The organism is Streptomyces sp. NPDC059454 (assembly GCF_042749965.1).
Taxonomy (GTDB): domain Bacteria; phylum Actinomycetota; class Actinomycetes; order Streptomycetales; family Streptomycetaceae; genus Streptomyces.
The window spans coordinates 1-18,956 of the sequence record NZ_JBHYVC010000034.1; the positions used below are offsets into that span (position 1 = coordinate 1).

The 18,956-nt window shown below is 71.8% G+C and carries 20 protein-coding genes and 2 pseudogenes; 9 read left to right on the forward strand and 13 right to left on the reverse strand.

Annotated elements, in window-relative coordinates:
- Positions 1 to 34: 34 nt before the first annotated feature.
- From ccsB to hemL, 7 genes are all read right to left on the reverse strand, one after another.
- Positions 35 to 1,144 carry a c-type cytochrome biogenesis protein CcsB gene (ccsB, locus tag ACFXAE_RS22430; RefSeq protein ID WP_384717642.1) on the reverse strand — a complete coding sequence of 370 codons (1,110 nt, stop codon included), beginning with the start codon at positions 1,142 to 1,144 and terminating at the stop codon, positions 35 to 37.
- Positions 1,141 to 2,871 carry a cytochrome c biogenesis protein ResB gene (locus tag ACFXAE_RS22435; protein WP_384717645.1) on the reverse strand — a complete coding sequence of 577 codons (1,731 nt, stop codon included), beginning with the start codon at positions 2,869 to 2,871 and terminating at the stop codon, positions 1,141 to 1,143. Before ACFXAE_RS22435 ends, ccsB begins: the two co-directional genes overlap by 4 nt.
- Before the next feature lie 4 nt (positions 2,872 to 2,875).
- The gene (locus ACFXAE_RS22440) at positions 2,876 to 3,649 is read right to left on the reverse strand and encodes a cytochrome c biogenesis CcdA family protein (protein WP_384717648.1); all 774 of its coding nucleotides are present in this window, start codon (positions 3,647 to 3,649) and stop codon (positions 2,876 to 2,878) included.
- 1 nt (position 3,650) lies between these two features.
- Positions 3,651 to 4,280 (reverse strand): TlpA family protein disulfide reductase, encoded by a 630-nt coding sequence (locus ACFXAE_RS22445; RefSeq protein WP_384717651.1) that lies wholly within the window; start codon positions 4,278 to 4,280, stop codon positions 3,651 to 3,653.
- A gap of 66 nt (positions 4,281 to 4,346) precedes the next feature.
- Complete coding sequence (locus ACFXAE_RS22450; RefSeq protein WP_384717830.1) at positions 4,347 to 5,609, reverse strand: hypothetical protein; 1,263 nt, start codon at positions 5,607 to 5,609, stop codon at positions 4,347 to 4,349.
- Between the two features lie 168 nt (positions 5,610 to 5,777).
- Positions 5,778 to 6,470 carry a histidine phosphatase family protein gene (locus ACFXAE_RS22455; RefSeq protein ID WP_384717654.1) on the reverse strand — a complete coding sequence of 231 codons (693 nt, stop codon included), beginning with the start codon at positions 6,468 to 6,470 and terminating at the stop codon, positions 5,778 to 5,780.
- A complete protein-coding gene (gene hemL, locus ACFXAE_RS22460; RefSeq protein ID WP_384717657.1) occupies positions 6,467 to 7,783 on the reverse strand; it encodes a glutamate-1-semialdehyde 2,1-aminomutase in 1,317 nt (438 codons plus the stop codon). The genes ACFXAE_RS22455 and hemL overlap by 4 nt, the downstream gene beginning before the upstream one ends.
- A 473-nt stretch (positions 7,784 to 8,256) precedes the next feature.
- Between hemL and ACFXAE_RS22465 the strand changes: the two genes are divergently transcribed.
- From ACFXAE_RS22465 to ACFXAE_RS22480, 4 genes and pseudogenes are all read left to right on the forward strand, one after another.
- Positions 8,257 to 8,694, forward strand: a complete 438-nt coding sequence (locus tag ACFXAE_RS22465; RefSeq protein ID WP_003992141.1) for a hypothetical protein — start codon at positions 8,257 to 8,259, stop codon at positions 8,692 to 8,694.
- Positions 8,695 to 8,737: 43 nt separating this feature from the next.
- Positions 8,738 to 9,070, forward strand: a pseudogene (locus ACFXAE_RS22470) (hypothetical protein); the annotation flags it as partial.
- Between the two features lie 13 nt (positions 9,071 to 9,083).
- Positions 9,084 to 9,308: pseudogene (locus ACFXAE_RS22475) on the forward strand (hemerythrin domain-containing protein); the annotation flags it as partial.
- A 306-nt stretch (positions 9,309 to 9,614) separates the two neighbouring features.
- Positions 9,615 to 10,157 (forward strand): DUF1360 domain-containing protein, encoded by a 543-nt coding sequence (locus ACFXAE_RS22480; protein ID WP_384717661.1) that lies wholly within the window; start codon positions 9,615 to 9,617, stop codon positions 10,155 to 10,157.
- A 304-nt stretch (positions 10,158 to 10,461) separates the two neighbouring features.
- Here ACFXAE_RS22480 and ACFXAE_RS22485 read toward each other — a convergent pair whose 3' ends face one another.
- Positions 10,462 to 11,028, reverse strand: coding sequence for a rhodanese-like domain-containing protein (locus tag ACFXAE_RS22485; protein ID WP_384717664.1), 567 nt, complete (start codon positions 11,026 to 11,028; stop codon positions 10,462 to 10,464).
- Positions 11,029 to 11,104: 76 nt separating this feature from the next.
- Here ACFXAE_RS22485 and ACFXAE_RS22490 point away from each other — a divergent pair, with 76 nt between their 5' ends.
- On the forward strand, positions 11,105 to 11,386 hold the full coding sequence (locus tag ACFXAE_RS22490; protein ID WP_018845516.1) for a metal-sensitive transcriptional regulator: 282 nt from the start codon (positions 11,105 to 11,107) through the stop codon (positions 11,384 to 11,386).
- A 38-nt stretch (positions 11,387 to 11,424) separates the two neighbouring features.
- Here ACFXAE_RS22490 and ACFXAE_RS22495 read toward each other — a convergent pair whose 3' ends face one another.
- From ACFXAE_RS22495 to ACFXAE_RS22505, 3 genes are read right to left on the reverse strand one after another with little or no spacing between them, the layout of a single operon-like run.
- The gene (locus ACFXAE_RS22495; RefSeq protein ID WP_384717666.1) at positions 11,425 to 12,174 is read right to left on the reverse strand and encodes a sulfite exporter TauE/SafE family protein; all 750 of its coding nucleotides are present in this window, start codon (positions 12,172 to 12,174) and stop codon (positions 11,425 to 11,427) included.
- Positions 12,171 to 12,530, reverse strand: coding sequence for a rhodanese-like domain-containing protein (locus ACFXAE_RS22500; protein WP_384717669.1), 360 nt, complete (start codon positions 12,528 to 12,530; stop codon positions 12,171 to 12,173). Before ACFXAE_RS22500 ends, ACFXAE_RS22495 begins: the two co-directional genes overlap by 4 nt.
- A 39-nt stretch (positions 12,531 to 12,569) precedes the next feature.
- Positions 12,570 to 13,946: a rhodanese-like domain-containing protein gene (locus ACFXAE_RS22505; RefSeq protein ID WP_384717672.1), complete on the reverse strand. Its 1,377-nt coding sequence runs from the start codon at positions 13,944 to 13,946 to the stop codon at positions 12,570 to 12,572.
- Positions 13,947 to 14,137: 191 nt separating this feature from the next.
- Here ACFXAE_RS22505 and ACFXAE_RS22510 point away from each other — a divergent pair, with 191 nt between their 5' ends.
- The 3 genes from ACFXAE_RS22510 (at position 14,138) to ACFXAE_RS22520 (ending at position 15,409) form a co-directional block, all read left to right on the forward strand.
- Positions 14,138 to 14,806, forward strand: a complete 669-nt coding sequence (locus ACFXAE_RS22510; protein WP_384717675.1) for a Crp/Fnr family transcriptional regulator — start codon at positions 14,138 to 14,140, stop codon at positions 14,804 to 14,806.
- 84 nt (positions 14,807 to 14,890) lie between these two features.
- Positions 14,891 to 15,061, forward strand: coding sequence for a hypothetical protein (locus tag ACFXAE_RS22515; protein ID WP_384717678.1), 171 nt, complete (start codon positions 14,891 to 14,893; stop codon positions 15,059 to 15,061).
- Positions 15,062 to 15,085: 24 nt separating this feature from the next.
- Positions 15,086 to 15,409, forward strand: coding sequence for a hypothetical protein (locus ACFXAE_RS22520; protein ID WP_384717681.1), 324 nt, complete (start codon positions 15,086 to 15,088; stop codon positions 15,407 to 15,409).
- 58 nt (positions 15,410 to 15,467) lie between these two features.
- Here ACFXAE_RS22520 and ACFXAE_RS22525 read toward each other — a convergent pair whose 3' ends face one another.
- Complete coding sequence (locus ACFXAE_RS22525) at positions 15,468 to 15,815, reverse strand: winged helix-turn-helix transcriptional regulator (RefSeq protein ID WP_384717684.1); 348 nt, start codon at positions 15,813 to 15,815, stop codon at positions 15,468 to 15,470.
- Positions 15,816 to 15,911: 96 nt separating this feature from the next.
- Here ACFXAE_RS22525 and ACFXAE_RS22530 point away from each other — a divergent pair, with 96 nt between their 5' ends.
- Positions 15,912 to 16,793, forward strand: a complete 882-nt coding sequence (locus tag ACFXAE_RS22530; RefSeq protein WP_384717687.1) for an NAD(P)-dependent oxidoreductase — start codon at positions 15,912 to 15,914, stop codon at positions 16,791 to 16,793.
- A gap of 247 nt (positions 16,794 to 17,040) precedes the next feature.
- On the opposite strand, the gene ACFXAE_RS22535 is transcribed toward ACFXAE_RS22530, so the two are convergent.
- A complete protein-coding gene (locus ACFXAE_RS22535; protein ID WP_384717690.1) occupies positions 17,041 to 18,945 on the reverse strand; it encodes a sigma-70 family RNA polymerase sigma factor in 1,905 nt (634 codons plus the stop codon).
- Positions 18,946 to 18,956 lie beyond the last annotated feature (11 nt).

Consider the following 18,956-nt stretch of genomic DNA (forward strand, 5'->3'; position numbering starts at 1 on the left):
GGGTCACGGGAACCGGCCTTCGCAGGGCGTGGGTTCAGAAGCCCACGGACTGGAGCGCGCCCAGGCCGACGTCCGCGTACGAGTGCTTGCTGGAGACGAAGATGTTGACGCCGTAGTAGTTGAACAGCCAGCAGCCGAAGGCGAGCAGGGCCAGGTAGGCGGCCTTGCGGCCCTTCCATCCGGCGGTGGCGCGGGCGTGCAGGTAGGCGGCGTAGGCGACCCAGGTGATGAAGGACCAGACCTCCTTGGCGTCCCAGCCCCAGTACCGGCCCCAGGCGTCACCGGCCCAGACGGCGCCCGCGATGATCGTGAACGTCCACAGCGGGAAGACGGCGGCGTTGACCCGGTAGGAGAACTTGTCGAGGGACGCGGCGGCGGGCAGCCGCTCCAGCACGGAGGTGGCGAAGCTGCCGGGCCTGCCGCCGTTCGCGAGCTTGTTCTCGTAGGAGTCCTTGAACAGGTAGAGGATCACGCCGACCGCGCCCACGTAGAAGACGGCGCCGCACAGGATCGCCGTGGAGACGTGGATGTACAGCCAGTACGAGTGGAGGGCCGGGACCAGCTGGTCGCTCTCGGTGTAGAGCCAGGTGACGGCGATACCGAGGTCGATGAGGACCGAGGTGGTCAGGAACAGGCCGAGCCAGCGCACGTTCTTCTTCAGCGCCAGCAGCAGGAGGTACACGCCGACCGCGGTGGTGGAGAAGGTGATGTTGAACTCGTACATGTTGCCCCACGGCGCCCGCTCCACGGACAGCGCGCGGGTGAGCACGCCGCCGAAGGAGAGGCAGAACGCGAGCACCGTGAGGGAGATGGCGATCCGCCCGAAGAGGTCGCCCTGCTCGTCCCCGCCGTGCGCTCCGGGTCCGTCGGGCACGTCCCGCGTTCCGGCGGCGGCGCGGACGACGACCTTCGGCCGCTCCAGTACGGCGGCGCCGCCGGCCCGCTTCACGGTGACGGCCGGCGCCTTCTTCGCCTCCGCCTTCGGGGTGAGGGCGGCGGCGGTCCGGGCGACCTTGCTGCGGCTGCCGAAGGTCCACTCCGCGATGTACGCGAAGAAGGCGAGGGTGTAGACGGCCATCGCGGAGTAGATCAGCACGTTGCTGATCTCCGCGAGGTTCTCGTTGGTCGCGGCGGCGAGAATCACGGCTGTTCAGCCCCTTCGGCAGGTACCGCTTCGGAATCGGTGTCGGTGGAACCGGACGGGTCCGGGGAGGGATCGGGTGCGCCCGGCGCCCGGTCGTAGAGGACTCCGGCGAGGTCGCCGAGTTCCTCGGGCACCTTCGCGGACTCGCTGCGGCCGAGGCCGGCCATCTCGACGACGGTCACGCCGTCGGGGCCCTCGACCGCGCGCACCCACACGCGGCGGCGCTGGATGAACAGGGAGGCGGCCAGGCCGGCGATCGCGACGACGGCGCCGCCGAGCGCCCAGCCGGCGCCCCGCTCCTGGACGACCTGGAAGCCGGCCCACTCCTTGACGTCCTTCTCGAAGGTGACCGAGCCGGCGCCGTCCGGGAGCGTCATGGTCTCGCCGGGCGTGAGCAGCTTCTTGAACAGCTCGCCCTCGGAGTCCTTGAACTCCTTCATCTTGGTCTTGTCCATCTGGTACACGCTCTGCGGAATGCCGGAGTCGGCCTTCAGGTCGCCGTGGTAGGCGGAGAGCGCGAGCACCGGATAGTCCAGCGCGGGGAACTGGGAGAGCATCGTGCCGCTGGCGGAACCGCCGAAGGTGGGCACGAAGAAGGCGTTGAAGCCGAGCTGCTCCTTCTCGCCCTCGGGGTTGCGGTAGCCGTCGAGGACCTTGACCACGCCGGAGGAGGTGACGTTGGAGTCGAGCGGCAGCAGCGGCACGGCGTCCCGGAAGACGATGTTCCCCTTGCCGTCGCGGACGGTGACGACGGGCGCGTAGCCGTGGCTGACGAGGTAGACCTTGGCGTCGCCGATCTTCAGCGGCTTGTTCACCTTGACGAGGGCCGTCCTCTCCTCGCCGTCGGCGCCCTCGGTGTAGGTGAGCTCGGTCTCGTACGTGCGCGGGGTGCCCCTGTTGGGGCCGGTGCGCTCGTAGGTGCCGGTGAACTTCTTCACGTCGAAGCTGAACGGCACCAGGTCGTCGTTGGTGAAGAGACTGCCGGACTTGAAGTCGTCGTACTGGGTGAGCGTGTTGGCGAAGCCGTCGCCCTCGACGACCAGCTTGTTGCCCTCGGACTTGAAGAGCTGGCCCCAGCCGAAGGCGATCAGCATCACGATCAGCGCGATGTGGAAGAGCAGGTTGCCGACCTCGCGCAGATAGCCCTTCTCGGCGGCGACGGCGTCACCGACGACGTGGGCGCGGAAGCGACGCTTCCTCAGCAGGGCGAGGGCGGCCTCGCGGACCTGCTCGGGTTCGGCCCCGGTGCGCCAGGTGGTGTGGGCGGGCAGCCGGGTCAGCCGGCGGGGGGCGCCCGGCGGGCGGCCGCGCAACTGGCCCACGAACTGCCAGGTGCGGGGCACGATGCAGCCGATGAGGGAGACGAACAGCAGGATGTAGACCGCCGAGAACCACACCGAGCTGTAGACGTCGAAGAGTCCGAGCTTGTCGTAGACCGGCGCGAGGACGTCGTGGCGCTCGCGGAAGTCGGCGACCGCGGTCTCGTCGATGCCGGTCTGCGGGATGAGCGAGCCGGGGATCGCGCCCAGCGACAGCAGCAGGAGCAGCAGCAGCGCGACCCGCATGGAGGTGAGCTGCCGCCAGAACCAGCGGGCCCAGCCGATGACTCCGAGGGAGGGCAGGTTCGGCGCGTCTTCCCTGGGCGCGGTGGACAGCTGGGAACCGGCGGCGCCGAGCTCCTGGTCGTCGGCGGCCGTGGGGGTGTCGTCGGTTGTCGTCTTGCTCATCGGGTCAGATCCCCACAGTGAAGCCGTTGGACCAGGTCTGCATCTCCGCCACGAGGCTGTCCCACGCGCCGGTCAGCAGCAGCACACCGGTCACGATCATCATCGTGCCGCCGACACGCAGGACCCAGACGTAGTGCCGCTTGACCCAGCCGAAGGCACCGAGCGCCTTGCGGAAGGCCACGGCGGCGAGCACGAAGGGCACGCCCAGTCCCAGACAGTACGCGACGGTCAGTACGGCGCCGCGTCCGGCGCTCTCCTGCTGCGCGGACAGGGTCAGCACGGAGGCGAGGGTGGGGCCGATGCAGGGGGTCCAGCCGATGCCGAACAGGGCGCCGAGGACGGGCGCGCCGACCAGCCCGGTGGCCGGCCGCTTGTGGAAGCGGAACTCGCGCTGGGTGAGCCAGGGCATCAGGCCCATGAAGAAGACGCCCATGAGGATCATGAGGACGCCGAGCACCTTGGACAGGACGCCCGACTGTTCCTGCAGGGTCTGCCCGAAGTAGCCGAAGAAGGCCCCGCCGGAGACGAACACGACGGTGAAGCCGAGCACGAACAGGGAGGCTCCGGCGACCATCCGGCCGCGCCGGGCCTCGGCCAGGTCGGTGCCGGAGACGCCGGTGACGTAGGAGAGGTAGCCGGGGACCAGCGGCAGTACGCAGGGCGAGAAGAAGGAGACCAGCCCGCCGAGCACGGCGATGGGCAGGGCGGCCAGCAGGGCGCCGTTGAGCACCGTGCCGTTGTAGCCCGTCTCGGCGGCGAGCGTGTGCAGGGTCGTCACGTCACTTCTCCGCGACGACCGGCTCGAGCATCTTCCGCAGCCGTTCCTCGTCGAGCGCGGTCAGCGAGCGGGCCGCGATCTTCCCCTCCCGGTCCAGGACCAGGGTGGAGGGGACGGCCTGCGGGTTGAGGGTGCCCTTCTCGAAGCGGAGCATCAGCTTGCCCGTGGGGTCGTACAGGCTCGGGTAGGGGATGCCGAAGTCCTTCTCGAAGGCGAGGGCGGCCGTGGTGCTGCCGTCCCGTGTGTTGATGCCGACGAACTGCACGTCCTGGTCGGCGTAGTCCTCGGCCACCTTGGCGAAGTACTTGGCCTCCGCGCGGCACGGGTTGCACCAGGAGCCCCAGACGTTGAGGACGACGACCTTGCCCTGGTAGTCGGCGACGTCGAGCCGCTCGCCCTCGAGCGTCTTCCCGGACAGCTCGGGCGCGGCGACCCGCTCGCCCTCGGCGACCGTGGAGATGCCGTCCGTCCCGGTGACGAAGTTGGTGTTGCCGCCCCCGCCGGACGTTCCGCCCGATCCGCACGCGGAGACGAGCAGTGCGGCCACGGCCACGCCGGTGGCCAGGGTGGCGCGACGGCGGACGCGGAGGGCACGGTTCGAGCGCTGGGGGGCGCGGCTGGCGGCACTCATGTGAAAAGTTTCGCATGCCCGTTCTGGGGATCTTGCGCACCCCCCGCACGGGCGGAAATCCGCATATCAGGCGGCGTTGACGGCGCCCGTTCCGGTCGTGCCGCCGGTGTCCTCGGCGAATGCCTTCCAGCCACCGGCCGGTTCCTGGCCGACGTCCAGGGTGCGGAACTGTTCCAGCACCTCCGGCTTCTGCACGTCCAGCCAGTCGGTGAACTGCCGGAAGGAGACGAGCCTCACGTCACCGCCCTTCTCCTTCTCCCGCGCGATGTGCTTGAGGGCTTCCTCCACGGCGTCCATGTAGATGCCGCCGTTCCACTGCTCGAAGTGGTTGCCGACGAAGAACGGCGCCCGGTTCGACTCGTATGCCCGCTCGAAGCCCGATATGTACGCCCGGGCCGCCTGCCGCCGCCAGCCCGGGTGATTGTGGGCGGGCGCGTTGGTCGAGTTGACCGACTGGTTGGCGAGGATGTTGTAGTCCATCGACAGGACCTCGAAGGAGTGACCGGGGAACGGTATCTGCTGCAGGGGGAGGTCCCATATGCCCTGCCTCTTCGACGGCCAGACCTGACGGCCGCCGGGCGAGGAGGCGTCGTAGCGCCAGCCGAGCTCGCGGGCGGTGGGCAGCAGCTTGTCCTGGCCGAGCAGACACGGCGTACGGCCGCCGACGAGCTCCTTGTCGTAGTCGAAGGGGAGCGACTCCAGGTCGGTCCAGCCGGAGTTGGTCCGCCACTCCTTGACGAAGGACTTGGCCTGCTCGATCTCGCTGCGCCACTGCTGCGCCGTCCAGCCGCCGACGCTGCCGGAGCCGCCGCAGAAGTGGCCGTTGAAGTGGGTGCCGATCTCGTGCCCCTCGAGCCAGGCGCGGCGGAGGTTCTTCAGCGTGTCCTTGATGTGGCCATCGGTGAGGTAGCCGATGTCGGAGGCGCCGCGCGGGTTGTTCGGGGGGTCGTAGAGCCGCTTCTTCGACTCGGGGAGCAGGTAGAGGCCCGAGAGGAAGAAGGTCATGGACGCGCCGTGCTCCTTGGCGAGGTCCAGGAAGCGCGGGAAGAGGCCGTTGCCGACCTCGCCGGCCCCGTCCCAGGAGAAGACGACGAACTGCGGCGGGGTCTGCCCCGGCTCCAGCGGCACCGGCCTGCCGGGCTGGTGGGGCTGCTTGCCGGTGAAGGAGGTGGAGCCGTCACCGATCGGGCGGGCCGTCCTCGTCGGCTTCGGCTCCGGCTTCGGCGTGCCGGGCCGGCCGTCCGCGTCGGTCCCGCCGCCCGAACCCGTGTGGCCGCCGCAGCCGGCCAGGGGGACGGCGGCAGCGGCCCCCGCACCGAGCCCGAGCATTCCCCTACGGGTGAGACTGCGCATGGCAACCCCGATCGTCACGTCCTCTGGTGGTCACTCACTCAGAGGACGTGACGGAGCCGGGGGTTCCCGGCCGCGTGCGGGGGTTTCGCAACGGTTTTCGAAAGCGTGGTTCCCGTCGGGCGCCGCACCGGTCCCGGACGGGCGTTACGCCCCGAACGCCTTGCTCTTCCCCTTCACCGGCCTGGCACCCGCGAGCAGATGCGCGGGGACGAGGTCACGGGCCGGCTCGCTGTAGCCGACGGAGACGATCCTGTCCCCCTGGTAGGTGAAGGTGGTCAGCGAGGCGAGCGTGCACTGCCGCTTGCGCGGGTCGTGCCACAGCCGCCGCTTCTCCACGTAGGACCGCACGATCCAGATCGGCAGCTGGTGGCTGACCAGCACCGCCTCGTGCCCGCGCGCCGCGTCCTTGGCCGCGTTCAGCGCGCCCATCATGCGGATGACCTGCTCGACGTACGGCTCGCCCCAGGACGGCTTGAACGGGTTGACGACGTGCTTCCAGTTGGCCGGGCGGCGCAGCGCGCCGTCGCCGATGCCGAAGGTCTTGCCCTGGAAGACGTTCTCGGCCTCGATCAGCCGCCCGTCGGTGGCGATGTCCAGGCCGTGCGCCTTGGCAATGGGCTCGGCCGTCTCCTGCGCCCGCTCCAGCGGGGAGGCGACGACGTACGTGATGTCGCGGGAGGCGAGGTGCTCCCCGACGCGGTCGGCCATGCGCCGGCCCAGCGCGGAGAGGTGGTAGCCGGCGAGACGGCCGTACAGGACGCCGTCCGGGTTCTCGACCTCGCCGTGCCGCATCAGGTGGACGACGGTGACGTCGTCGTCCTTCTCCGGGGTGCTCATGCCGTGGCCTCCGCCGCCGCTCGGGCCGCCGCCGGGAGGGCGTCGGCGATCCGCTGGAGGGCCCGCTCGTCGTGCGCGGTGGACACGAACCAGGACTCGAAGGACGACGGCGGCAGGTAGACGCCGTTCTCGAGGAGGGAGTGGAAGAACGCGGTGAAGCGGAACGACTCCTGCGCCTTGGCGTCCTCGTAGTTCCGCACCGGGCGGTCGGTGAAGAACACCGAGAACATGTTGGAGGCGTTCTGCAGCGTGTGCGCGACGCCCTCCTTGGTGAGCGCCTCGGTGACGAGGGACCGGATCCGCGCGGAGACGGCGTCGACCTTCTCGTACGCGGCGTCGTCGAGCAGCCGCAGCTGGGCGAGCCCGGCGGCGGTGGCGACCGGGTTGCCGGAGAGGGTGCCGGCCTGGTAGACGGGCCCGGCCGGGGCGAGGTGGCCCATCACGTCGGCGCGCCCGCCGAAGGCCGCGGCCGGGAAGCCGCCGCCCATCACCTTGCCGAAGGTCATCAGGTCGGGCCGCACCCCGTCGACGCCGTACCACCCGGCGCGGCTGGTCCGGAACCCCGTCATGACCTCGTCGGAGATGTACAGCGCGCCGTTCGCGGCGCACGCGTCCTTCAGCCCCTGGTTGAACCCGGGCAGCGGCGGTACGACGCCCATGTTGCCCGGGGACGCCTCGGTGATCACGCAGGCGATCTCGTCCGGGTGCGCGGCGAAGGCGGCGTGCACGGCGTCGAGGTCGTTGTACGGCAGCACGATGGTGTCGCCGGCCTGGGCGCCGGTGACGCCGGGCGTGTCGGGGAGCGCGAACGTGGCGAGACCGGAGCCGGCGGAGGCGAGCAGCGAGTCGACGTGCCCGTGGTAGCAGCCGGCGAACTTGACCACCTTGGTGCGCCGCGTGAACCCGCGGGCGAGCCGGATCGCCGACATGGTGGCCTCGGTCCCGCTGGAGACGAGCCGCACCTGCTCCAGCGGCTCGATCCGGGCGGTCATCTCCTCGGCGAGCGCGACCTCGCCCTCACCGGGCGTGCCGAAGGACGTACCGCGCGCGACGGCCTCCTGCACGGCGGCGATCACCTCGGGGTGCGCGTGCCCGAGGATCATCGGCCCCCAGGAGCAGACCAGGTCGACGTACTCACGTCCGTCGGCGTCGGTCAGGTACGGGCCGGTGCCCGACACCATGAACCGGGGCGTGCCGCCGACGGCGCGGAAGGCGCGCACCGGCGAGTTCACGCCGCCGGGCGTGACGGCCGCGGCACGGTCGAACAGTGCCTGCGAGGCTGGGGCTTCGTATGAATATGGCAGTTCGCTCATGACCTGCGACTTCTCCGACCTTCTCCGACATTCCGAGGGGTTCCCGGCTCCGGGTGCGTATGACGTGTCCAGGGTAGGCCAGGGGCGGCCTGCGGCATCCGGCCCCCGATCGGCCGTGATCTGCGAAACTGGCGTCTGATACACACAGCTCACACGGTCGCGGCCGGCCGGAGGCTGCGAAGCCCCCGCGGGCAGATGTCCGACCGTACGTTTCGGCGGGCGGCCGTGGGGGAGGTCACTGACACGATGATCGGGTTGCGCGGCGGGGGCCACGCGTCCTAGAAAAGCAGTCGGGTGGAGATATGCATCGCGGTGGCGGACTGGGCGAGGGGACTGACGACCTGGGTCCTCGACGTGCCCGGCGGGGAAGGCACCGACGCGAGGCGGAGGACACGGACGAGACGCGGCGGACGCGCGGCGAACCGGAGCGGATCGGCCCCCTGAGAGGGGCGGGGAGCAGGAATGGTGGTCGGGTGGGGGTGACGTACAAGTACTTCGGCGCGCCGGACGGCGCCACCGCGGCCCGTGTCCCGATCTCGATGCGCCCCGAGGAACTCGGCGGCGACGAACTCGGCATGAACGGCATGTTCACCAAGATCAAGCCGGAGACCATGGCCGCGATGGTCCTCACGGGCATCGAGGGCGTCCCCCTGCACAAGGTCCCACCCCTGGAGCTGGTCGTCCTGCACCCCGACTACGCGGTCGTGAAACTCCCCATGACGGTCGTCGACCCGCTGCGCGGCATAGGCGAGGAGGCGGTCGGCGCGGCGGCCTTCATCTGGTCGACGGTCCCGGACCGCGGCGGCCCGCGGGACGCGTTCAACGTGTACCAGCTGCTGCACGAGTGGCAGGACTTCTCACACCGGTTGCATGAGGCAGGGCATCAGGCGTACTGCCTGGTGTGGCCCTGAGCCGGGGTTTCGGTGGTCGTGGGCGGGGTCTTCGGGCCTCGCCCTTTTTCATGTGCACGCCGCCTGCGACCTCATGCGCCGCCACGACGGCCGCGAGCCCGCCTCCGTGCTCGCGCCCGTGCTGCCCGACGTGCTCACCTTCGAGCCGCACAAGGGCTACCTGCGCGAGCTGCTGGACACCCAGATGGACCTCACGACGCGGGGCGCCGGCTACGTGCGTGAGGCGCACGAGCGGTTCGGACAAATGCAGGAGGCCATCCACGGCGGAGAGGCGCCGCCGAGCGACCGGGTGATCACCGAGCACGACGCCATGTTCGGCCGCGAGTACCGCGTCCGGACCGAGGGCGAGCACCCCGCCCCCGCGCAGCGCGAGAAGCGGAGAGGCCGGGATGTCCGAGCTGAGGACCCCGCACGCCGGGGACGACAAGGCCGAGGACGACGACGTCGTCGCGTTGCTGATGCGCCAGCACGGTGACATCCGCAACCTCTTCGACGAGGTCGAGGCCACCGGGGGTGAGGAACGCCGCGACGCCTTCCGCCGACCGGTGCGGCTGCCGGCCGTCCACGAGACCGCCGAGGAGGAGGTCGTCCACCCCTTCGCCCGCAAGGGCTTCCCCATGGCCTCGGTCCGGTCGCCGCCCTCATGGACCGCGCCAAGGACACCGTCCGCAAGGCCATGGGCAAGGGCTGACTCCGCGTCCTCCCGGCCGGCCGGGGCACTCGCCCGGGCGGCCGGACGCGGAGAGCCGGCGTCCTGGACCGGCTGTTTGCCTCCTGCCCCCCGGGGGACCCTCCGCCCATGAGTAAAAGGCCAGGTCGCCGCCGTATGGACCAGAACCGGACGCTGTGGCTGCGCGACACCCCGGAGCGTGGTCCCAGGGCGGACGAGGCACGGACGCGGGCGGAAGGGGACGAAGGCCATGGGCGCAGCAGCTGACGGCCGTTTCGCGGAACGTCTGAAGCGGCGGTGGCGACGCACCGAACACACGTACTCGGCGGGGGAAGACCGCCCGTTGCGCGGCTATCTGACGGCCATGGCGGCTTTCGGCGTGTACACGGCGGGGTGGGCGACGGTGGTCGGAGTGCGCGGCCGTCCCGTGCCGGACCGGCCCGTGCCCTGGGACGTGGCACTGACCGCGGTGGCCACCTTCCGGTTGAGCCGGCTGCTGAGCAAAGCGTCGGTGACCAGCCCGCTGAGGGCCCCCTTCACCACGTTCCAGGGCTCGCAGGGGCCGGCCGAGCTGCACGAGGAGGCGCGGTCCGAAGGCGCCAAGGGAACGGTCGGCGAGCTGGTGACGTGCCCGTTCTGCATGAGCGTCTGGGTGGCCTCGACCCTCACCGCCGGACAGCTGCTCTGGCCGCGCGCGACCCGCACCGCCATGGGGGCGCTCACCGCGCTGGCCGGCGCGGACGCCCTGCAGCTGACGTACAGCGCGCTGGTGGCCAGGACGACCGGCGAGTGACCACTTCCACCGGGAGGAACGGGAGACCGGCCCGGCGCGATCGGCCTGGCGCTGAATGCCGCCGTGCCGCGCGGGAGGTCGCGCGGCCCTCTCCGCTGCGTCACACGAACCTGAACTGCCCGGGCCGCCACGGCTTCCGTGCCGCCGTCCCGGCGGGCGGGGGTCCGCGCGCGCCGCGCGACCCGCACGCCGCCGGGCTCGACGGCGAGGACGGTACAGAGGGCTGACGGCGGACGCCGGGACGGCCGTCCGCCGCCGCCCGTGAGGGCTCGTCGTGGCACCGCGGGCGTTTCCCCCGGCGGGGTCAGCCGGTCAGCGCGGCGAGGGTGGCGTCCAGGTCGGTGGCGGCGGGCTGGTTGTGGGGGAGTTTGGCGAGGATCCTGGCCATGCCGCAGGTGTCGGTGAGTGCGGAGAGGACCAGGCCGCCGGCGACGCCCGCGGACAGCCAGCGGGCCGTGTTCCAGCGTCGGCCGGCGACAAGTCCGGTCAGGACGAGGGTGCCGGCGGCGAGGCGGACCTGGCGGTCCATGGCCCAGGGGGTGCGGGTCCCGGCGGGGCGGTGGGTGTCGTGGCCGAGCCGGGTCCAGGCGGTGGTGCCGCCGGTGAGGGTGGCGACGGTGATGTCCTGCTCGGCCAGGCGCCGGCCGGCGGTGGCCGAGCGGGCGCCGGAGGCGCACACGACGAGGAGGTCGCCGCGGCCGGCGGCGGTCTTCAGGGCGGGCAGTGCCGTGTCGAGGTGGTCGAGAGGGATGTTGTGGGCGCCGGGCAGGTGGCCGGAGGCGTATTCGCCGGGGGTGCGCACGTCGATGACGGTCAGCTCGTGCAGGCGGGCACTGGCCTGGTCGGGGGTGAGGGCGGTGGTGAGGGCCACGGGATTTTCCTTTGCTCGGTCGGGGTTACCCCCTTCGATAGGATACCCAAGGGGGTATCTCGAAGGAGTGTGGGTTGTGGAACTGGCGATGGCGGCTGAGGAACTGAAGACGGTGGTCAACCGGCTGCGCCGGGCGCAGGGCCAGATCGCCGGTGTGATCAAGATGATCGAGGAGGGACGGGACTGCGAGGACGTCGTCACGCAGCTGGCTGCGGCCTCCCGGGCTCTGGACAAGGCGGGTTTCGCGATCATCGCCACGGGTTTGCAGCACTGCCTGACCGATGCGGACATGGCCGCTTCCGGGGACCGGGAGCAGATGCGTGCCCGGTTGGAGAAGCTGTTCCTGTCGCTGGCCTGAAGCCGGGGCGCCGCCGGCGTCCGATCGCCCGCCCGGTGTCAGGTGAGGGCGTCGATGAGCATGAAGGCGGCCACCGCCAGCAGGACGAGGGCGAAGGTGCGTTGCAGCCCGGTGCCGGTGACCTTGGCGGCCAGGCGTTTGCCGTCCCAGGCGCCGAGGATCGCCGCACCCGTGAAGGGGCCGATGACGGTCCAGTCGATGCCGGCGGTGGTGGCGCCGCGGGTGGCCAGGGAGGCCATGGAGTTCGCCGAGATGACCAGCAGGCTGGTGCCGACGGCGGCCTGCATCTCGAAGGCCAGCACGGTGACCAGAGCGGGGACGGCGAGGAAGCCTCCGCCGACCCCGAGCAGCCCGGTCAGCGCGCCCAGTCCCGCGCCGGTCCCGGCGGCCTTCGCCGGCTGCACCACAGGCGGGTGATCGGTGCTCGCCCGACCGGGGCGCAGCATTTTGACGGCGGCGAGGGCCGCGACGGCGGCGAACGCGCCGGTCAGTACGGACTGGGGCAGGCGGGATGCGGCGGCTCCGGCCGCGGCGGCGGGCAGGAGTCCGGCCGCCGCGAACAGGGCGCCGGCTTTCCAGCGGACGTCTCCGGTGCGCGCGTGGGCGTACAGGGCGGTGAGCGAGGTGGCGGTGACGATGATCAGGCCGGCGGTGGTGGCGGCGGCCGGGGTGAAGCCGAGCAGGTAGATCAGCGCGGGCACCGCCAGGACGCTCCCGCCCCCGCCGAGGGCGCCGAGCGCGAGTCCGACCACGGCCCCGGCGACCAGGGCCAGGATCAGCACGCTCACGCTATGACACCGCCGCCGCGCTGGCCGGTGACCGGCAGGCCCTCACGCACCCAGGCAGTCATGCCGCCGGTGACGTCACCGGCCTCGATGCCGCGGCCGGCCAGGAGCTTGGCGGCCTGCTGGGAGCGGTGGTCGGAGCGGCAGATCGTGACCACCGGCCTGTCCTGCGCGGAAGCCGGGAGCGATGCCCCGGCCATCAGGCGGGACAGCGGCAGGTGCAGCGCGCCGGGCGCGTGCCCGGCCGTCCATTCCGGTGTTTCGCGGACGTCCGGCAGCACGGCCTGGCCGTCACCGGTGCGCTGGTGAGCCTGCCGGGGGGTGGGGCGGCCGGGGCCGCGGCGAGGAAGCGAGAACATCGTCTGATCACTTTCGTGCAGGTGGTGCGGGCGGTCGTGTCAGCCGGTGCGGCCGGGGCGGGTGAGGGTCAGTCCCGCCTCGCTGGCGGCGTCGAAGCCGTCGTCGACGGCGACCACGTCACGGCCGGCGGCATCGAGCAGGGACGCGGCGATCGCCGCGCGCATCCCGCCGGCGCAGTGCACCCACACCGTCCCGTGGGGCACCTCGCCGATACGGCCGTGCAGCTCATGGATCGGGATGTGCACCGAGCCGTCGACGAAGCCGCCCGCGCGCTCCGAGTCCCGCCGCACATCCAGCACCACCACCGGCTCACCGCGCTCGCGGGCATCGGCGAGGTCGGCGAAGCGGGCACGGGGGAAGGAGGCTAGCCGCTCACCGGGGCGGACCCAGCCGGCCGGGTCGCCGGTGGCGGCGGCGGCCGGGCGGTCGATGCCCACCCGGGCCAGCTCCCGCTGCGCGTCGGCGATCCGCTCGGCGGTGTCGGCGAGCAGGGTGACGGGCTTGCCCCACGGGATCAGCCAGGCCAGGTAGGTGGCGAGCTTGCCCTCGCCCTCGAAGTTGAACGACCCGGCCACGTGTCCCTCGGCGAAGGCCATGCGGCTGCGCAGGTCCACCACCCACTCGCCCGCGGCCAGCCGGGAGGCGATCTCCTCGGCGTCCGCACGCTCGGGCGGGGTGAGGTCGACCGGCGCGGGGCCCGCGGCGTTGGCCGGGCCCATGTGCGCGTAGTAGGCGGGCACGTCGTCCAGGCCGGCGAGCATCCGCGCGACGAAGGTGTCCACGTCCAGGGTCAGCGCGTCGTTGGTGGCGCGTTCCCTGCCGATCGTGGTCGCGTCCCCCTCGGCCTGCGCGGAGGAGCAGAAGCTGCCGAACCCGTGGGTGGGCAGTACCGGCACCTCGTCGTCCAACTCGTCCGCCAGGCGGCGGGCGGAGGCGTGCTGGGCCCGCGCCAGCCGCTCGGTCAGCCGCGGCTCGACCAGGTCCGGCCGGCCCACGGTACCGATCAGCAGCGATCCGCCGGTGAACGCCGCCACCCCGCGCCCGCCCTCGGCAAGGGCGTAGGAGGTGTGGTGCGGGGTGTGCCCGGAGGTGGCGATCGCCCGCAGCACCAAGGACTCGTCCACCGTCACCGTGTCGCCGTCGGCGACCGGGGTGCGAGCGAAGGACACAGACGCACCGGCCGGCACCAGGTACCGGGCGCCGGTCACCCGGGCCAGCTCCAGGCCGCCGGTCACGTAGTCGTTGTGCACATGGGTCTCGGCCACGAAAGCGATGCGCACCCCACGCCGGGCGGCTGCGGCGATGACCCGGTCGATGTCGCGCGGCGGGTCGACGACCACCGCGGCATTCGGTCCGCCGGCCAGGTAGCTGCGGTTGCCCAGGCCCTCGAACTCCAAGGTGTCGACGAAGAACACAGCGCACGGCTCCTCTCTGGAACGGTGTACCCCGGGGGGTATCTGACACCCACCCTAACAGCTATACCCAGGGGGGTATTCCGGAGACAGAACCACCCCACCTCCGGGCGTCACCCCACCTCTTGCGGGCACCCGGCGGAGCGCCACCATGCATTCGCACACACTCGCCTGAGCAGAACTACACTCGGCCCATGCCAAAGGACGCGACGTCGCCACTCGAAGACAAAGACCAACTGCTCGAACTGGAGAGGCTCGGCACACCCGTCACCTTCCCCGCCGGGCGCGTGATCTTCACCGAGGGACACCCGTCCCACACGGTCCTCCTGATCAAGGAGGGGCACGTGATCGTGGGCAAGGCGGGCGAGGACGGCTCGGAGATCCTCCTCGCGACCCGGGGGCCCGGGGTCGTCCTGGGGGACGAGGGAGTGCTCATGTCCGAACCCCGGTCGGCCACCGTGCGCGCCCTGACGGACGTCTCCGGCGTGGACATCACGGCCGGCGTCCTCATCCGGTTCATCAACGAGAAGCACCTGTGGCCGAAGATGTACCGCAGCGCGGTGAAACGCCGCCGCGAGTCGGACGAGGAGCGGGCCCTGCTCGCCCGCCACAGCGTGAAGGTCCGCCTGGCCCGATGGCTGGTCAACGTGGCGGACGAGATGGGTGAACGGACCGGCGCGGACTGGCTGATCGACATCGCGTTCTCCCAGCAGGACATCGCGAGCAGGATCGGTGCGTCGCGAGAGGGCGTCGCCACGGCGCTCCGCCACCTCCGCGAGGAAGGCCTGGTGAGCACCGGCCGGCACACCCTCACGGTGCACGACATGAGCACATTGCGCGCCACAGCACAGCTGAAGGGGTAGACATGCATCATCGAATGTGTAAATCTACACACTCAACGATGGTCTCCCACCAGGGGAGCCCGCATGTGTACACACGGGGGAACCGTGACGCTTCAGGTGGTCGGAGCTCTGTGCATTCTCGTCGCACTGGTCGGCGAGGGCTTGAAGATCAGCGAGGTGGAGGTCCGCCGGCTTTCACGAACACGAGCGATCGCCCTGGCGGCGCTCGGCGCCCTCTTCATCGCGCTACCGATACTGACGCAAACCCTCTCCTGACCCCTCCTGGGAAGACGGTGCACCGTGACGGAAACCCTTGGCCCGTTCCAGAGAATCTGGGACGCGTGGATCGAGGTCGAAGAAGAAATCTCCCAGAAGCCGCTGTCGCACTTCGAGCGCGCCACGCAGATCCAGTTCGAAGAGCTCAAGGAACACCTCGCGCACGGCAACCGGGAGGCAGCGGCCCGGGAGTTGATCGACGTCGTCAGCATCGCCCTCAACAATCTCCGTAATCTCGGATTCACTCCGGAGGAGATCGCCGATCTCGCGAAGAGCCGGGCCGACCACCGCATGAAGGGGCAGGCCAAGGACATCCTCGAGAAGTACCGGAAGAATTACGGGATCTAGCGCCCCGAGTACACGTCCGCAGGCACGCGACCGCTTTTCGGGGAATCGACCTCGGTTTTCACAGGCCTCGGGGCGGCCGGCCGCTCGCTTCCCCGGGCGGCGGTGGCCGGAGTGCGTCGTTGAGGTGCTTGCCGTCCTCGGTCAGGGAGTACTCGACGCGGGGCGGCACCTCCTCGTAGGAGACGCGGTGCACGACGCCGTCCGCCTCCATCTCGCGCAGGTGGGAGGCGAGCACCTTCCCGGTGATCCCCGGAAGCAGTCGGCGCAGCTCGCCGAAGCGGCGGCGGGGATGCCCGTGGAGCGCCCAGAGGATGAGCACCTTCCACTTGCCGCCGGTCACCTCCATCGCGGTGTCGATCCCGCAGACGTGTCCGTCCGGTGCGCCCGGCCGGTTCGGCGTCGTCACGCCCCACCCCTCCGACGTGCTCGCTCACCCCGGGGTAACCACCCACTCCGAAGTGCGTACTTGATCGCCTCCGGGTCTGCTCCCAGCCTGGTCGGCATGGCACAGAACACCGTTGAAAAGACATCCGTCACGCTGCTGGGCCTCGGCGCGATGGGCACCGCGCTGGCCCGCACCTGGCTCGCAGCCGGCCACCCGGTCACCGTCTGGAACCGCACTCCGGCCCGTTCCGCACCGCTCGCCGCCGAGGGGGCGGAGGTCGCGGACGGCGCCGCTGCCGCCGTCGCGGCGAACACGCTGGTCGTCGTCTGCCTGCTGGACGACGCCTCGGTCGAGGAGACGCTGGCCGGCACCGACCTGACCGGCAAGGACCTGGTCAACCTGACCACCAGCACCCCGGCCGAGGCCCGGGCCCGCGCCGAGTGGGCCCGCGAGCGCGGCGCCCGCTACCTGGACGGCGGGATCATGGCCGTCCCTCCGATGGTCGGCGTCCCCGAGGCCGGCGGCTACATCTTCTACAGCGGCTCGCGGGAACTGTTCGAGCAGCACGCGAAGACGCTGGGCGTCCCGGTCGGCACCACCTACGTCGGCGAGGACGCGGGCTTCGCGGCGCTCCACGACGTGGCTCTGCTCAGCGCCATGTACGGGATGTTCGCCGGGGCCGCGCACGCCTTCGCCCTGATCCGCAAGGAGGACATCGACCCCGCGTCGCTCGCCCCGCTGCTCGCCGACTGGCTCGTCGCGATGGCCCCGTCCGTCCACCAGACCGCCGACCAGCTGCGCAGCGGCGACTACACCAAGGGGGTCGGCTCCAACCTCGCGATGCAGGTGGCCGGCACACCGACCTTCCTGAACACCGCCGAGCAGCAGGGCGTCAGCCCGGAACTGCTCACCCCGTACTTCGCGTTGATGCGCCGCCGGCTGGCCGGGGGCAGCGGTGAGGAGGGCCTGACGGGCGTGGTCGACCTCCTCGTGCGCTGACCGGCTTTCCCCGCTCCGCATACGGGACACGGGTCGGCAGCCGCCGGACGCGGACGGGACAGCCGTACCGGTCCGCAGCGCGGCCGGGGCGCCGCAGCAGCCTCCGGCTTCGCCGCGCCGGGCGGCGGCACGGGTCGTCGTACAGGCCCGCGTCGCCGCACACGCCGGTCTCCGGCAACCTGGCCGGCGGATCCAGCGGGGCGGGCCCGTCCACCGGCCCGGCCGGGTCCGTCCGGGAGGCCGCCGATCAGTAGCCGAACACCTGCGTCCACGTCCAGTCGCTGTCGACCACGCCGACGCCGAGCGTCGTGAGCGAACAGTTGAGTATGTTCGCGCGGTGACCCGGGGAGTTCATCCAGGCGTCCATGACGCTCTGGGCGGAGCTCTGGCCCCGGGCGATGTTCTCGGCGCCGGGGCTCGGATGGCCCTGGGCCCCGGCCCGGTCCGCGAAGCTGCTGCCGTTCCGGCCGGTGTGGGAGAAGTAGTCGTTGGCGGACATGTCCTCGCTGTGCAGCCGGGCCGCCCTGGCCAGTCGGTCGTCGAACTTCAGGGGACCGCAACCCGCCTTGGCACGCTCCGTGTTGGCGAGACTCAGGACCTGGGCGGCGGGGTCCCCGGCGGGAGGCGTGGACGGCTGGTCCGGCCGCGGCCGCGCCGGCTGCTTCGCGGGGGCCGAGGTGCGTGCGGGGGCGGACTTCGCCTCGGACTCGTCCGGACCGGGCGTGGCCGAGGGCTTCGGCTCGCGGGAGGCACCGGCCGACGGGGAGGACGAGAGGGAAGGGGAAGCGGAGGAGGGCTCGGTGGACGGGCCGGCGGGTTCGGACGTGGCGGGCACGGCGGACTCCGCAGCGCCTTCGGACACCGCCCGCGGCCTGTCCCCACCGCCGTCCGGCGTCAGGACGGCCATCCCGGCTGTCGTGCCGCCGGTGACCAGCAGCGCCGCGGCCACGGCCGCGGCGGTCCTGCCACGCCGCTTGCGCCGGCGGCTGCGTGCGCGGAGGTTCGTACGGTGGCCGACCACTGGGCCCGGTCCGGGGGGCCCGGTGGGGGAATCGGCGGTCGCCGGATCCCCCACCGCGTCCCCGTACGCGGCTGCCCGGCCGTCCGACAGGCCTCCCGGGCCCGCCTGCGCGCCGCCCCACACGCCGTCCTGGCCCGTCGGCCCCGTGAAGGCCGCTTCGGGACCGCCGCCCGGACCGCCCCACACGCCGTCCTGGCCCGTCGGCCCCGTGAAGGCCGCTTCGGGACCGCCGCCCGGGCCGGGCGTCGTACCCGACCCGTCGTGTTCCGCCCCGGTCCCGGTCGCGTCCCCGGCGAAAGACACCGGCGCCGCATCCGCCGTCCCCGCGCCGAAGGCGGTGAGCAGGGCGGACGCCGCGAGCAGGCTCGCGCCCACCGGGACCAGGCCCAGAGCGGCCAGCAGCCCCTCCGCCGGAACCAGGCCCGACTGGAGGCCCGCGCAGACCGTGCAGTCCCGGGCGTGGCGGGCGATGCGCTTGCGCCACAGGGCCGAGGGGGCGGCGTCCCAGGACGCGACCACGTCGTCCAGCAGCACGCACCGCGGCTGCGCGGACAGCGCCCGCACCACCAGCCGGGCCGTCTCCAGCCGCGCCTTCATCCGCTGCACGCGCACCGCCGTGTGCCGCGGCGACAGTTCCAGCGCCGCCGCCACCTCCGCCCGCGTCAGCTCGCCCGCCGCCTCCAGCCACCACAGCGACAGCAGCGCCTGGTCGTCGGGGTCCAGCCAGCGGGTGGCCTCGGCGGCCTCGCGCCGCTGGCCTTCGAGACCGAGCCGTACGATCGTCAGGTCCACGAAGTCGGCGCCCGGGTCGGCGACGTCGTACGCGTCGTGCAGAGTCGTTCCGGCCGGAGCCGTGCGGTGCTCGCGCCAGTGGTGGCGGAGCTGGTTCATGGTGATGGCGACCAGCCAGGACCGGAAGCCGGCGGGGTCGTTGAGCGAGCCCAGCGCGGCGAGGGCGCGGAGCACGGTCTCCTGGACCACGTCGTCGACGTCGGGGTGCCCGTTCAGGGCCCGGCCCACGATGTTGTAGACCAACGGGAGGTAGGCGGCGACGAGTTCGTCCTGTGCCCGGGCGTCGCCGCGCTGTGCCGCCTCGACCGTCTCCCTGCCGGGTCCGCTGCTCGCTGCCACGCTCGTCCACG